The organism is Pelistega ratti (assembly GCF_009833965.1).
GTDB classification, from domain to species: Bacteria; Pseudomonadota; Gammaproteobacteria; order Burkholderiales; family Burkholderiaceae_B; genus Taylorella; species Taylorella ratti.
The window spans coordinates 97,494-113,362 of the sequence record NZ_CP047165.1; the positions used below are offsets into that span (position 1 = coordinate 97,494).

A 15,869-nucleotide genomic window follows, 5' to 3' on the forward strand; every position below is an offset into this window, starting at 1 on the left:
TTTATTCGTGGATCACAAAATGAAAAAAGTAAAATTATCCGTTCTTGGTGTAGTAGCATTGGTAATGCCTGCATATGCTGAAGAGCAGACAAGTCAATTAGAGGAAATCACTGTTACTGCTATTCGTAGTGAAATGGATCCATTTCATGCACCTGCTGCAATCAATATTATTGAGGGTGATACCGTACGTCAACAGGGAAAAATGAATGTTAATTTTAGTGATATGTTACAAGGTATCCCCGGATTGGTTGCGACATCCCGTGAAAATTATGCACAGGATATTAATCTTTCTACACGCGGATCACGCACAAGTGTGCGAGGTGTACGTATTTATGTAGATGGTATTCCTGCTACGATGCCTGATGGTCAAGGTGTTACTACGCATATTGATGTGAATTCCGTGGGACGAGTAGAAGTATTAAAAGGACCTTTTTCTTCCTTATATGGTAATTCTTCAGCAGGGACAATTTTAGTACAAACCGAGCAAGGGAAAAATCCACCTGGTATAGAGGTAAATAGTAGTGGAGGAAATAATCGTACTTGGCACTATGGGCTTAAAGTTCAAGGTGGGGGTGATGGTGAATGGATACCCGATTATGTTTTAAGTGTGAACCGTTTTACTACTGCTGGTGAGCGAAATCATAGTGCTGCCCGTAAAAATCAATTGAATATGAAACTAAACTGGACTACGCCTCAAGAGGGTAGTTTGGCGTTAACCTTAAATCACTCTGATATTAAAGCACAAGACCCTGGAGCATTAAGCTATACACAGTGGAAGCAGAACCGTAAACAGGTTGCCTCAACAATTGAGCAATTTAATGCGCGTAAAGATGTTCAGCAGACGCAATTAGGGGTGAGCTATCGTCAACCGCTAGACGATTATAATCTGATTAATATCAATGCGTATGTAGGTGAGCGTCGCTTAGAACAATATTTACCTATTCCTCGTATTACCCAAATCCGTAATAGGGGTCATGCAGGAGGTGTTATTGACTTTACCCGTCATTATGCGGGTATAGATGCTTATTGGCAGCATTATTTTAATCAAGATATTCATACTATTGTGGGGTTTGCTTTTGATTATATGCAGGATAAGCGTAAAGGGTATGAGAATTTTAGGGGTGTACAAAATGGGGTAAAAGGCAGATTACGCCGAGATGAGAAAAACCAGATTTATACCATTGATCCTTATATTCAGTTGAATTGGCAATTTTTACCCGATTGGTTACTCACGGGTGGTTTACGCTATAGTTCAACAAGGTTTAAATCAGAGGATTTTTATGTTTCAAATGGTGATGATAGTGGACGCAAACGAGATCATCAACTCTTACCTAGTATAGGATTAAGTTGGCAGGCATCAAGTCAGACAACAGTTTATGCTTCTTATAGTAAAGGTTTTGAAACAGGTACTTTTTTAGAGATGAGCTATCGTCCTGATGGGGTGGCTGGTTTAAACTTTGATTTAGAGCCATTGACTAGCCATAATTATGAAATAGGGATTAAACAGATATTTGGAGAAGGTTTACTCACCGCAGCTTTATACCGTAGCGATACGAAAGATGATATTATTTCTGCGGGAACCTTTGACGGACGAGCAACCTATCGTAATGGGGGAAGAACTCGCCGACAAGGTGCTGAAATTGCTTGGCAAGGGGATATATGGCAGTCTCTACAAGGTACTTTGAGTTATACCTTTGTCGATGCACGTTTTCGTGATAGTGTAGGTACAATGATTAGGAGTGGTAATCGAATTGCAGGTGTGGCAAAGCATAATGCTTATGCGAGTCTTGCATGGAATGACCCTCGTGGTTGGCGTATCGGTGCCGATTGGCGTTATAGTAGTAAAATTTTTGTGAATAATATCAATAGCCAATATGCACCTAGCTATAGTGATATTGGTATTTATGCTGGTTATTTAAAACCATTAGGCAATTGGGAAATTGATACCCATATTCGCGTTAATAATTTATTTGATAAAGATTATGCGACAGTGGTTATTAATGATGCGAATGGTCGTTTTTATGAGCCAGCTCGTAAAAGAAATATTACGGCAGGTATGAAAATTAGGTATCGATTCTAACGGTATATTGTCATAAACCCTTCGTTGTACGAAGGGTTTTTTATAGGGAATGACTGTGCTTAGGTGTTTAATGTTCTTTTTTTATATTTAATTGAATCAACTTAGCCACATTCTGTGCAGTAGAAATAAGGTTTTGCTCTCCTTGACGAAGAATATCAGATAAATCCCCTAATTGATGAATAATCGGAAAGACGGCATGGATACCATGTTGATAAACCACTTCATAATCTTCATGTAAGCAACCAACAATAGCAATAATTGGTTTATTTAGTTGATTAGCAGTACGTGCTACGCCTATAGGTGTTTTACCGAGAATGCTTTGTGCATCCATTCTTCCTTCGCCTGTGATAACTAAATCAGCCTCTTTGATATACTCTGCTAAACGTAGATTATCAATGACAATTTGTACTCCTGCTTTTAGTTGTACATTAGGCAATAGTAATAAACCACCACCCATACCGCCTGCAGCACCTGTACCAGCTGGTGTGGCAATATCGATACCACAATCACGTTGTGCTATGGTAGCAAAATGAGCCAATGCTGCATCAAGGGATTTTATCATATCAGGTGTAGCCCCTTTTTGTGGGCCAAAAATAGCAGAAGCCCCTTTTTCACCACAAAGAGGATTATTTACGTCACAGGCAACTTCAATCTGGGTCTGTGCTAAACGAGGGTCTAAATGTGTGGTATCAATATGTGTAATTTTGGATAATTGGCTACCTCCAAAATCAATATCTTGTTGATGTGCATCAAGAAAGCGTATGCCTAGGGCTTGTAGCATACCGACACCACCATCATTTGTTGCACTACCGCCAATCCCAAGAATAATATGTGAAACACCCCAATCCAGTGCTTTTTTTATTAACTCACCTGTTCCAAAGCTAGTGGTTTTGCAGGGATTGCGTAAGGTTGGATCGACTAAATGTAAACCTGATGCAGCCGCCATTTCAATAATAGCGGTTTTACCATCACCTGAAAGTCCAAAAAAACTTTTGATTGGCTCACCCAGTGGTGCAGTAACTGTGCATTCAATACGTTTCCCTTGTGTCGCATCAATGAGGGATTGTACTGTGCCTTCACCCCCGTCTGCCATGGGTAGTTTAATATATTCTACATGAGGGAAAATACGTTTAAAACCAGTCTCAATGGCATTGGCAACTTCTAATGCCGTTAAACTTTCTTTAAAAGAATCGGGTGCTATGACTATTTTTTTCATCATCTTCTCTTTATTTTAAAATCCCAATACACCAAAAATTAAGGTAGATATCACTGCCATAATTAAACCAATAGCGCTTTCATAAGGAATTAATTTTAAACGCTCTTGTATAGGCATATTAACACTACCCCCCGTAGCATGAAAGAAAGAACCATGTGGCATATGATCAAAAACAGTTGCCCCTGCATGAATCATTGCCGCTGCAGCAAGGCTACCAATGCCAAGTTCTAGTAAAGTGCTGCTAAATACATTGGCGGCAACAGCCGTTCCAGCGGTGGTAGAAGCAGTGGCAAGCGACATTAAAGAGCCAGAGATAGGAGCGAGTAGATAGGCAGGCAAACCAGACAGTTTTAATCCCTCAATTAAGACTTCTTTTAATCCTGAGTTGGCAATAATGCCTGCTAAAGCACCTGTGCCAAGTAACATAATAGCGACAGGGGCCATTTTGGCTAAACCACTCATGGCGTAACTATTGGCATAACGTATTTTACCCATACATAATGCACCGAGTAATCCACCTAAAGGTAAAGCGATAAGAGGATCAACATTAATATTAAATAAAGGGCGTAAGGCTAGTAATAAGATAGCACAAAGGGGAGCAACTAAAGCGGATGCAAAAGAGGGGAGATGTTGTTGTTCTACTTCGATAACCTCTTGGGTTGAAACGGTCGAACCTTTGTTTTTTAGGTATTTTGCTAAAAAATAGGTAAGTAGTAAACCAAAGATAGCTGGAATAATACCTGCCATCATCACAGAGGTGAGGGGAAGTTGAAAGGTATCTGCTGTGGCAATAGCATTTGGGTTTGGTGACATTAAATTACCTGCTTTACCACCGCCAATCATAGCGAGTAAGATAGCTGGTTTTGATAAATCGCTACGTTTTGCTAAGGCAAGAGCAATAGGTGAAACGGTAATAACAGCAACATCAACAAATACACCCACAGCAGTTAGAATCATTGTTGCAATAGCTAGTGCTAATAAAGCGCGTGTTTCGCCTAGTTTATGCGTAATCGTTTCAGCCATACGATTAGCTGCACCAGAATCAATTAATACGCCTGCTAATACGCCAGCAGCAAGAATACGCATAACAGCAGTGGTAATGGTTTGCGCCCCATTAATCATTAAGCTAACGGTTTGTGATAAATCAGCTCCACCGACTAAACCACCTACTAATGCCCCTGCTAACATACCGTAAGCAGGGGAAACTTTTTTTAGAATCAGAAAAATAGCCATTACTAAGGCGACTAATGCTCCAAGAGCAGATACCGTTGGCATAATAGCTCCTATAAAAGAAAATTAATTGATTATATCGAATTCGTTTATGTAAGTGGCTGGGTTTAGTTGGTATTATCAGTAAACGACTCGTAAATAGTGATAAAAGTCCATTAAGAGGTTTTTATAAATTATTTGAATAATTTTTATTTTTTTAGAAAACTCTCTTTATTATCAATGATTTTATGGATTTTTATCTATTATCTCTTATGAAAAAGTGATTAAAAAATAGTTTATATACTATTTTTTATTTAAAAAGTTTTTCATAATCGTTTGTGTTTCAGGACTGTGTAGGCATTGTGTAAAGTATTGTTTCTCTCGTTCAAAGCAGGTCTTTATATCAAAATGTTGGTGTGCTTGTAAGAGGGCTTTGGTGGCTAGTAGGGAAGTACGTGGCATCTGGCTTAGTTGTAGAGCGACTTTCTGTGCTGTTTTTATGGATTCACCGTTAGGGGTAATATCGTGAATAAAACCACTTTCTTTTGCTTGTTGGGCTGAAATTTTACTTCCTAAGTAGAGCCATTCTTGGGCTTTTCGTAATCCTACTACCTGACTTAATAGTTCGGAAGATCCTCCTTCGGGAGAAAGCCCTAAGGGGACAAAGGGCATGGTAAAGACAGCATTTTCTGCAGCAAATACAAAATCACAATGTAGCAATAATGTTGTACCAATACCAATTGCATGACCTTCAACAGCGGCGATAACTGGAATAGGTACTTGTCTTAATGCAAGCAAAAAATCTAATCCTTGATATAGTTCATTATTATTCAGTTGGTGAACAAAATCGTTTATATCATTCCCTGCAGAGAAAACCGCTGTTCCTCCCGTAAGTATAACTGCATGGATATCTGTATGTTGTGCCATAGAATGAAGGTGTTTGGTGAGTAATTTATAACTATCTATATCAAAAGCATTGTGTACTTGTGGGCGGTTAAAGGTAATTGTGGCTATTTTATGGTCAATAGCTAAGAGTATTTTTTCCATAATATGTCTCCTTTGAATCATTAAGGGGCTGAAGTAGATTAGCTGTTCGGCTGGATACCTAGCATATTAATAGTTGAATGAATAGTAGCTTCTAGTAAAAAAAATTAAGTGGTTTTGTAAGTTTCTTTAATTTACGATGGTTTATATTCACTTTTAGAGGCTAATATAACAGTTAATCTATTTCAGCCCCTTAATAAGTTTGCCTAATATGATGAATGTCGTTTAAATACCTTCGCTAAGATAAGCCTTAGCTTGTTGATATTCTGTCTCTAGTTGTGAGATAAGGTCAGCAGTAGGCATAATATGATCAATACTTCCTACACCTTGCCCAGCGCCCCAAATATCTTTCCAAGCTTTGGCATGATGTACATTATCACCAAAATTCATTTTATGTTTATCTGCTTGATGAAGGACATTAGGGTCAATACCTGCATTGATAATACTTTGTGAGAGATAATTGCCTGCAACTCCTGTAAAGTAAGGGGTATAAGTAATATCTTTAGCACTTGATTGTATAAGCATCTCTTTATATTCAGGGCTAGCATTTGCTTCTGTTGTAGCGATAAATCGGGTCCCAATATAAGCAAAATCAGCCCCAATTGCTCTAGCAGCTAAAATACCTGCTCCTGTAGAAATAGCACCAGACAAGGCAACAGGCCCATGATAAAAACGGCGAATTTCACTGGTTAGTGCAAAAGGATTGAGTGTTCCAGCATGACCGCCAGCTCCATTGGCAACTAAGATTAAACCATCTACTCCTGCTTCCAATGCTTTTTCAGCATGGCGAATAGAAATAACATCATGCAAAACAATGCCACCCCATTTATGAATAGCTTGAGCGACTTCTGCTGGTGCACTAAGGCTAGTAATAATAATGGGTGTTTTATATTTTTCGCAAAGAGCAATATCTTTTTCTAGGCGTGAGTTACTGGGATGGACAATTTGATTAATCGCATAAGGGGCTGTTTGGGGAGCTGTAGAAGTTGATAATGCCTCGGTAATTTGTGCTAGTTGCTCATCTAATTGCTCTGTTGTACGTGCATTAAGTGCAGGCATAGATCCTATAATGCCATTACAACATTGGGCAATAATAAGCTGAGGGTTAGCTACAATAAACATTGGTGCGCCAATAACAGGTAAGCGCATGGAAGAATAGAGTTTTTTTACGATAGTGTGTTGCATAGCTGTCTCCTAAAAAATCATTCTCTTTTAATGACTATAAAAGGAGTTGTGTATATCAGCAAGTAACTTATTCAAAATATAGGGAAAAACCTTATATTGATTTTTTGGTGGGGATAAAAATCTAGGGACTGTGTTAGATTAGCCCTAAATTAATTACCTCTCCTTATGATAAAAAAGTATCGCTGAATTAGAGTTAATATCCAGTATATCTGCTGCTAGTTGAGTATTACTTCTAGCACAAAAAATAAATTATGTTCTCTATTTAAATTTCTTTTATTTACAATAAGTTATCTTCATTTTTAGGGGCTAATATAACGGCTAATTTAATATCGCCCCTATATTATTAATATGAAGACACTTTATTGCTTATATCCTAATTGATATAGTGATATCAATTTTTTATTAATAATGCATTAAATTTTTAGCAAAATACGTTAAATCAGGTATAATTATACGTTTTAAAGCGTCCCCATAGCTCAACTGGATAGAGCAACCGCCTTCTAAGCGGTAGGTTGTGAGTTCGATTCTCGCTGGGGGCGCCATTTTATAGAAATCAATAGTATTAATAGAGATTAATAAATAAAAAACCATTGATTTTAAAAGAAATTTCTAAAAAATAAATAAGAATATATAAAATAAGTAGTAGTTGGTACAAAAGCCACTACCAAATTATACATTTTGGTAAATTTTTGGGTAACTTTCTATTCTTCACTTTATTATCAAAAAATAGAGGTTATGTACCTCATTCGGTTTATTTACTCCTAGATAAGTTTGATGTTATCTATCTGGGTAAGTATTCAACAAAAGATTAGGGGTTATATTAGATTACTCCTAAATTAATTACCTCTCCTTATGATAAAAAAGTATCGCTGAATTAGAGTTAATATCCAGTATATCTGCTGCTAGTTGAGTATTACTTCTAGCACAAAAAATAAATTATGTTCTCTGTTCAAATTTCTTTTATTTACAATAAGTTATCTTCATTTTTAGGGACTAATATAACGGCTAATCTAATACAACCCTAAAAAGTTGATATTACTAAGTCAATTAGAATATAAAATAGGTAATAAAGTTTCTTCAGATTAATAATATAAATATGGTTTATCCATATAAACCATAAAATAATAAACTCATTATTTCATATTTTTCATCTGTATATTCCGCTTTTATTATTTGGAATATAAAATATCCTTTAAAATATTTAGTATATTATTGATTTATATAAAGATTTATTATGACTGTTTTATTTGAAATTCATCCAGAAAATCCTCAAGCTAGATTAATCCATCAGGCATCATTACTTATTAAAGAGGGTGGTTTAGTTGCTGTTCCTACTGACTCAAGCTATGCAGTAGTTGCTCGTTTAGATGATGTTAATGCTGCTAAAAATCTACGCCGTATTAGAGGATTAGATGATAAACATTTATTAACTTTACTTTGTCGTGATTTATCTGAGATAGCTCATTTTGCACGTGTTGATAATCAACAATATCGTTTACTAAAAATGGCAACCCCTGGGCCTTGGACATTTATTTTAGAGGCAACAAAAGAAGTACCTAGAAGAGTATCTCATCCTTCTCGTAAAACCATTGGTATTCGAGTTCCGCAACATCCTATTTTACGCTCATTAATTGAAGAGGTTGGTTCACCATTACTATCGACTACCTTTATCCCTGAAGAGGGTGAAAGAGCCTTTGTTTCCAGTGATGAATTTATAGATGATTATAAAGGGCAATTAGATGGCATTATTGATGCTGGTAGGGTATCTCCACAAGAAACAACCGTTATTGATTTATCGGGATCAATGCCAGCCGTATTAAGAATAGGGGCAGGAGACCCTAAAACACTTGGGTTAGAAATAGATTAATAGTTTTTATTTAAATTAAATTTAATTTAATTTAATTTAATTTAATTTAATCATTTACTCATCATAATCCTTTTATTCACTAATAGCAGAAAGGACGATTACATTACCCATCAAATAAAGTAAGCCTAGGTAATGTATATAAGAAATAATCTGTAAATAGTAGGTAAAATAGTTTAAATTTTAAACATGATTATGATTTCTTCGTAATATTGGTTATAAAGTTTATTATATATGGCTAAGGCATTGTTTAGGTTTAAATTTAATACAATACCTTTTATTCCGTTATATCCTTTTCTAATTGAAGAGAGTTGGTAATATTAGTTATATATACGAGTAAAATAATGTTGAAAAAAAGAAAGTTTAGGCGTTTTTAATAGTTATACTTAAAAAATTTTAAAAAATAGGATGATAAATCGTCCTTTTTATTTAAAAAATCATATTCTTTTTTGGAAAAACCTTATTATCCCTATAACTTTTACTTATTTTCTATTAAACTAGAGCATTATTATTTTTAACTTTTAGGGTGAATTATTTATGGCATTGCATCATACCCAATATCCGCAGTTTAAAGGTAGTATTCCTGCGCTGGTTACGCCTATGTTACCAAATGGCGATATTGATTATAATGCTTATAAAAAGTTGATTGACTGGCATATTCAAGAAGGTTCTGATGCCTTGGTTGTCGTAGGGACATCGGGAGAGTCTCCGACAATTAGTTTTGATGAACATATTGAACTAATTCATCGTGCTGTAGAGTATGTGGCAGGTCGTATTCCTGTTATTGCTGGTGTAGGCGGAAATTCAACAAAAGAAGCCATATTTTTATCCCAACAAGCAGAAAAAGCAGGAGCTAGTGCTGGTTTATCGGTTGTTCCTTACTATAATAAACCATCTCAGCAAGGACTCTATCTACATTTTAAAGAGATTGCAGAACAGACAACTCTGCCCATCATTTTATACAATGTGCCTGGGCGTACTGTAGTAAATATGAGTAATGAAACGATTTTACGTTTAGCTCAAATTCCGGGTATTATTGGTATCAAAGATGCAACAGGGGATATTGCTCGTCTAGGTGAACTATTACGTGATAAACCTACTTATTTTCAGGTTTATTCAGGTGATGATCCTACAGCGGCTGCATTAATTATGTTAGGTGGTCAGGCTAATATTTCTGTGACGGCTAATGTCGCTCCTCGACTAATGCATGAATTGTGTATGGCAGCATTAGAGGGTGATTTAGCTAAAGTGCGTTTACTTAATGGTAAATTATCAACACTAAATCGCTTATTATTTGTAGAGTCAAACCCAATTCCTGTAAAATTTGCAGTAGCAAAAATGGGATTATCTCCATTAGGGTATCGTTTACCGCTATGTCCATTGACTGAAAGCAATCAGATTTTAGTCGAAAAAGTATTAAAAGATCTCGATTTACTTTAATTGAAAGGATTTATAACAATGCGTATTAAAATAAATAATCGTGTTGCCACTACATTACTTATTGGCCTATCATTAACGGCATGTAGCACAATTGATGACCTAATGACGGCCGAACAGGTTGATTATAAGAGTACTGTACGAGGTGAGCCTTTAACATTACCACCTGATTTATCAAAAGCACAGATTAACCCTCAATATTCTACCCATAATGGTGTTGCATCCGCATCAGCTTACGATAAAGCGATGGCAGATGCTAAAAAACAAAATAAAGCGACTGGTGGGGTATTACCAACAAATGGTGAAATGCAAGTTTTACGTTCTGGCGATAAACGTTGGTTAGTTATCAATCGAGATGCTTCTGCTGTTTATCAAGAAATTATTGCTTTCTGGGGAAATGAAGGTTTTACTATTAACCGTGAAAACCCAACCGCAGGTATTATTGAAACGGACTGGGCTGAAAACCGTGCCAAAATTCCTGATAACTTCTTGCGTCGTACATTAGGTACTATTATTGATATGGTATCAGATAGTGGGGAACGAGAACGTTTTACAACACGTCTTGAGCGTATCAATGGAAAAACAGAAGTTTATATCCGTCATGAACGCATGGTAGAAACCAAGATGGATCGTGATGGTACAGAATTTAAATGGTTGCCCGCTGATGAAGACCAAGAACTTAATGCTGTTATGCTATCTCGCTTGATGGCATATTTAGGTGCGCCTAAGCAACAAGCACAAGAAATGGTGAAAACAGCACAACCCGTGCAACAAGTACAAACAACGGCAAATTTTGTTAATGGTGATGTTGCCTTAGCAATTGCTGCTTCTCGTGAAAGTGCGTATCGTCAAGTGGGTCAAGCCCTAACAGCTAGTGGTTTTACAATTGATCGTACAGATGCGGCGGCAGGTAATTATGTGGTACGTTATTTAGATACAGATACGGGTGAAAAACGTAAATCATCTAACATTATCTCTCGCTTATGGGGAGATAAAGGTAATAAAACCCCATTACCTTATACTATCCATGTTGCACAAAGTGGTTCACAATCTATCGTAACAGTTTTAGATAGTGAAGGTAATGTGGATCGTTCTGAAACAGCACAACGTATTTTAACCGTTATTCGTGATTTCTTATAAGTATAAATACGTACTAAGATAGCGTCTTAACGCATTATTTACAGACTCCTTAGCTGGATACAATACCCCTACCTCAATAGGTGGGAAGTATATCAGTTAAGGAGTTTTCTATTGAACTTACAAATACTTAGAAAAAATCTATCAAAGAATAGATTGTCTTGAATTTAAGACAAAATTATTGCATACTGATAGTAATGAATGTTTATCTTTCAGTGCCGTAAAACTCCATGCTTCGCTATGAAGATATAAGGTATTAGAAAAGTTAATTGAAATTTAATCAGCTAACAAAAATAACAAAATTGTTATGGATGAAAGCAATTTGGACAGTGTTTGTCCATAACGTTTGTGACTAGTTTGGTGAAAACTAAGTGGCAGACGGGTATCAAGTGGTTCCAATATTGATGTTGGACGCTACGGTATCCTCAGGAATGAGGATTTTAATTAACCTAACTTTTAGGAGACTTATGATGAGTAAAATGCGTGCAGCTGTTGTAACAGCAAATTCTGACGGTAATGTTGAAGTCGTTGAACGCAATATTCCAGAAATTAAAAATGGAGAAGCTTTAGTAGAAGTGGAATATTGTGGTGTATGCCATACCGATTTACATGTTGCCGCAGGTGATTATGGAAAAAAACCGGGGCGTATCCTAGGGCATGAAGGGGTAGGTATTGTTAAAAAAATTGCTCCTGATGTGACGAATCTCAAGGTTGGTGATCGCGTTAGTATTGCATGGTTATTTGAAAGTTGTGGTATATGTGAATACTGTGTGACAGGAAGAGAAACTTTGTGCCGTAGTGTCAAAAATGCCGGATATAATGTTGATGGTGCGATGGCAACACATTGTGTCGTATCAGCCAAATATGCGGTTAAAGTACCAGATAATTTAGATCCAGCACAAGCAAGTAGTATTACTTGTGCAGGGGTAACTACTTATAAAGCCATTAAAGTCTCAAAAGTCCGTCCAGGTGAGTGGATAGCTATTTATGGTGCTGGGGGCTTAGGTAATCTAGCTATTCAATATGCTAAAAAGGTGTATGGCGCTCATGTTATCGCTGTTGATATTAATGATGATAAATTAGCACTTGCTCAAGAAGTAGGGGCAGATTTAGTGATTAATTCCCAAAAAGAAGATGTTGCTAAAGTAATACAAGATAAAGTAGGTGGTGCTCATGCTGCCGTAGTGACAGCGGTTAATAAAGTAGCTTTTACCTCTGCTGTTGCGTGTGTTCGTGCAGGTGGTCGAGTAGTTGCTGTGGGACTGCCACCAGAAATGATGGAACTTTCTATTCCTCGAATGGTATTTGATGGGATTGAGGTAGTTGGATCATTAGTAGGTACTCGTAAAGACTTAGAAGAGGCATTTCAGTTTGGTGCAGAGGGTATCGTGGCACCTATTGTACAAACTCGTACCTTAGATGAAGTCAATGCTATTTTCCAAGAAATGCGTGATGGTAAAATTCAAGGTCGTATGGTGATTGATATGAAAAAATAGGATTTTATTCCTATAAATTATTATGATATTTATTTAAAAATAAATATCTCTATAAAGGCAGATATTACCTACTGGGGTATCTGCTTTTATGTTTATTTAAGAATATAAAGGTTTCGTACTAAAAAATTTTACATGTCGGTTAAAATAGAGTATTCCACAGGTAGAAGGTTAAATATGAAAGAGCAGCAATTTGCCAGTGATAATTATGCTGGCGTATGTCCTGAAGCATGGCAGGCTATGCAAGAAGCAAATCAAGGTTCAGCAATGGCTTATGGCGATGATGAATGGACTGAGCTAGCTTCTAATGGATTTAGAACACTTTTTGGCATAGATTGTGAAGTTTTTTTTGTGTTTAATGGTACAGCAGCTAATTCCTTGGCATTAGCTTCACTCTGTCAGTCCTATCATAGCGTTATCTGTAGTTCTACAGCACATATTGAGACTGATGAATGTGGTGCACCGGAGTTTTTTTCTAATGGCTCTAAACTATTGATAGCCCCATCTCATGAGGGTAAATTAACGCCAGATGCTATCCGTACCTTAGTATTAAGTCGTACAGATATTCATTTTCCTAAACCTCGAGTTGTAACTATTACACAACCGACTGAAACAGGGCTTGTTTATACAGCAGACGAAATTAAGGCTATTTCAGATGTTTGTAAAACCTATCATTTAAAACTACATATGGATGGTGCGCGTTTTGCTCATGCTTGTGAGTTTTTACAATGTGATCCTGCCGATATTACATGGAAAGTAGGGGTGGATGTTCTCTGTTTTGGTGGTACTAAAAATGGTATGGCTGTAGGTGAAGCTGTTTTGTTTTTTGATAAACACTTAGCCGAAGATTTTGATTATCGTTGTAAGCAATCAGGGCAATTAGCCTCTAAAATGCGTTTTCTATCTGCCCCATGGGTAGGTATGCTCAAAAATGATGCGTGGCTAACCAATGCTCGTCGTGCTAATGAGAGTGCTCGATATTTAGCAGAACAAATTAAAGATATACCCAATGTTGAATTAATGTTCCCTGTACAGGCAAATGGTGTTTTCTTAAAAGCCCCAGAAAAAGTATTGGATGGTTTGCGAGAAAGAGGTTGGCGCTTTTATACATTTATTGGTGGTGGCGCACGTTTTATGTTTGCATGGGATGCACAACGTAGTCAAATAGATACGTTGGTTCAAGATATTAAAGAATGCAGTACATTGATATAGCCTAAGTGATACAGTAAAAATTTAAATGTAAATTAATAGAGATTAATACTATGTTAGATTCCGTTTTATTGCGTAAAGATATTGATTTTGTGGTAGCTCAGTTAGCGCGTAGAGGCTTATCGTTTGATGTGGATCGGTTTAACCAATTAGAGGCGGCTCGTAAAGCCATACAAGTAGAAACAGAGACACTTCAAGCAAGTCGTAATGCCTTAGCAAAAGAGATTGGTAAGCTAAAATCACAGGGACAAGATGCTTCTGCTGTGATGGCACAAGCGGCTCAAGTGCCTGAAAAACTTAAACAATTAGAAGAAAAATTAGCAAGCATTAAAAATGAATTAGATGCTTGGTTAATGACTATTCCAAATCTTCCGCATGAATCAGTGCCTTTGGGTAAAGATAGTGATGATAATGTGGAACAACGTCGTTGGTTTCCTGAGGGTGGCTACCAATCAGATAAAGAGCCAGATACCTTTGATTTTCCGGTACAAGATCATGTCGCTTTAGGAGAAAAATTAGGCTTAGAGTTTGATACGGCTGTTAAGTTATCAGGTTCACGCTTTTCATTTATGCGTGGTGGTATGGCAAGATTACACCGCGCATTAGCCCAGTTTATGTTAGATACACATACTGCTATGCATGGTTATACCGAATGCTATACCCCTTATATTGTTAATAGTGCGACTTTATTTGGGACAGGGCAATTACCAAAATTTAAAGAGGATATGTTCTGGGTAACAAAGGGTGGTGATGATGTAGATGAGCATGGACAGACTATCCCTAAAGAGGAAATGTACTTGATTTCTACTGCAGAAATTACCTTAACGAGTACCGTAAGAGAAAGTGTTGTTCCTTTATCGGCATTACCGCTTCGTTTAACTGCCCATAGTCCTTGTTTCCGTTCAGAGGCAGGGAGTGGTGGACGTGATACGCGAGGTATGATTCGTCAGCACCAGTTTGATAAGGTTGAAATGGTGCAGATTGTTCAGCCAGATACCTCTTATGAGGCATTAGAACAAATGACAGCACATGCCGAGAAAATTCTACAATTATTAAAACTTCCTTATCGTGTTATGCTTCTTTGTACAGGAGATATGGGCTTTGGCGCAAGTAAAACGTATGATTTAGAAGTATGGGTTCCATCACAACATACATGGCGAGAAATTTCATCTGTGTCTAATTGTGAGGCATTCCAAGCACGCCGTATGGGTGCTCGATTTAAAAATGAACAGGGTAAAAATGAATATGTACATACCTTAAATGGTTCTGGTCTTGCGGTTGGTCGTACTTTAGTAGCTGTGATTGAAAACTACCAACAAGCAGATGGTAGTATTATTATCCCTGAAGTATTACGTCCTTATATGGGTGGTATTGACGTACTAAAACCGTAGGTTTGTTTAAAGCGTTATTTATAGAATAACCTAAGTGAATTGTTTATCATAAAAGGAATTGGATTATGCCATCATTTGATGTTGTGAGTGAAGCCGATATGGTAGAAGTACGGAATGCCGTAGAACAAGCAAATAAAGAGATTGCAACACGCTTTGATTTTAAAGGATCGGATGCCCGTATTGAGCAGAAAGAGCTAGAACTTACCTTATTTGCTGAAAATGAATTTAAGGTCAATCAGGTTAAAGATGTATTGATTGCAAAACTAGCTAAACGTAATGTTGATTTACGCTTTTTGGAATATGGAAAGCAAGAAAAAATCTCTGGTGATAAATTAAAGCAATATGCCACTATCCGAAAAGGGGTTTCTGGTGAATTGGCTAAACGTATTGTGAAGCAAATTAAAGACAGTAAACTAAAAGTACAAGCGAGTATTCAAGGCGATAGTGTACGTGTTAGCGGTAGTAAGCGTGATACACTACAAGAAGTTATTGCCATTCTAAAGAAAGAAGTCAGCGATGCCCCATTAAGTTTTAATAATTTTCGTGATTAAATTATTAATTAAGATGAGGTAATGAATCCTGATATGAGAAAATACACTATACA

At 36.8% G+C, this 15,869-nt stretch carries 12 protein-coding genes and 1 tRNA gene; 9 read left to right on the forward strand and 4 right to left on the reverse strand.

The features are described from left to right. Positions 1–19 precede the first annotated feature (19 nt). On the forward strand, positions 20–2,080 hold the full coding sequence (locus F9B76_RS00320; RefSeq protein WP_159990293.1) for a TonB-dependent receptor family protein: 2,061 nt from the start codon (positions 20–22) through the stop codon (positions 2,078–2,080). A 67-nt stretch (positions 2,081–2,147) separates the two neighbouring features. Here the strand turns inward: F9B76_RS00320 and F9B76_RS00325 are convergent, their stop codons facing one another. The 4 genes from F9B76_RS00325 to F9B76_RS00340 form a co-directional block, all read right to left on the reverse strand. Next, a complete protein-coding gene (locus tag F9B76_RS00325) occupies positions 2,148–3,299 on the reverse strand; it encodes a glycerate kinase (protein WP_201289317.1) in 1,152 nt (383 codons plus the stop codon). Between the two features lie 12 nt (positions 3,300–3,311). Then, entirely contained in the window at positions 3,312–4,571 is a 1,260-nt protein-coding gene (locus F9B76_RS00330) for a GntP family permease (protein ID WP_159990294.1), read from the reverse strand. 237 nt (positions 4,572–4,808) lie between these two features. Next, on the reverse strand, positions 4,809–5,552 hold the full coding sequence (locus F9B76_RS00335) for an enoyl-CoA hydratase/isomerase family protein (RefSeq protein ID WP_159990295.1): 744 nt from the start codon (positions 5,550–5,552) through the stop codon (positions 4,809–4,811). Positions 5,553–5,774: 222 nt separating this feature from the next. Continuing rightward, the gene (locus F9B76_RS00340; protein ID WP_159990296.1) at positions 5,775–6,734 is read right to left on the reverse strand and encodes an NAD(P)H-dependent flavin oxidoreductase; all 960 of its coding nucleotides are present in this window, start codon (positions 6,732–6,734) and stop codon (positions 5,775–5,777) included. Positions 6,735–7,199: 465 nt separating this feature from the next. Between F9B76_RS00340 and F9B76_RS00345 the strand changes: the two genes are divergently transcribed. The 8 genes from F9B76_RS00345 to F9B76_RS00380 all read left to right on the forward strand — a co-directional run bounded on the left by F9B76_RS00345 (position 7,200) and on the right by F9B76_RS00380 (position 15,816). Beyond that, a tRNA-Arg gene (locus F9B76_RS00345) sits at positions 7,200–7,276 on the forward strand. Positions 7,277–7,968: 692 nt separating this feature from the next. After that, positions 7,969–8,601: an L-threonylcarbamoyladenylate synthase gene (locus tag F9B76_RS00350; protein ID WP_159990297.1), complete on the forward strand. Its 633-nt coding sequence runs from the start codon at positions 7,969–7,971 to the stop codon at positions 8,599–8,601. A 534-nt stretch (positions 8,602–9,135) separates the two neighbouring features. After that, complete coding sequence (gene dapA, locus F9B76_RS00355) at positions 9,136–10,038, forward strand: 4-hydroxy-tetrahydrodipicolinate synthase (RefSeq protein WP_159990298.1); 903 nt, start codon at positions 9,136–9,138, stop codon at positions 10,036–10,038. A gap of 18 nt (positions 10,039–10,056) precedes the next feature. Beyond that, positions 10,057–11,175 carry an outer membrane protein assembly factor BamC gene (gene bamC, locus F9B76_RS00360; RefSeq protein ID WP_159990299.1) on the forward strand — a complete coding sequence of 373 codons (1,119 nt, stop codon included), beginning with the start codon at positions 10,057–10,059 and terminating at the stop codon, positions 11,173–11,175. Positions 11,176–11,639: 464 nt separating this feature from the next. Then, complete coding sequence (gene adhP / locus F9B76_RS00365) at positions 11,640–12,668, forward strand: alcohol dehydrogenase AdhP (RefSeq protein ID WP_235914847.1); 1,029 nt, start codon at positions 11,640–11,642, stop codon at positions 12,666–12,668. Between the two features lie 174 nt (positions 12,669–12,842). Continuing rightward, on the forward strand, positions 12,843–13,877 hold the full coding sequence (locus F9B76_RS00370) for a threonine aldolase family protein (RefSeq protein ID WP_159990300.1): 1,035 nt from the start codon (positions 12,843–12,845) through the stop codon (positions 13,875–13,877). A gap of 50 nt (positions 13,878–13,927) precedes the next feature. Then, positions 13,928–15,265: a serine--tRNA ligase gene (serS, locus tag F9B76_RS00375; protein WP_159990301.1), complete on the forward strand. Its 1,338-nt coding sequence runs from the start codon at positions 13,928–13,930 to the stop codon at positions 15,263–15,265. Between the two features lie 65 nt (positions 15,266–15,330). Continuing rightward, a complete protein-coding gene (locus F9B76_RS00380; RefSeq protein WP_159990302.1) occupies positions 15,331–15,816 on the forward strand; it encodes a YajQ family cyclic di-GMP-binding protein in 486 nt (161 codons plus the stop codon). Positions 15,817–15,869 lie beyond the last annotated feature (53 nt).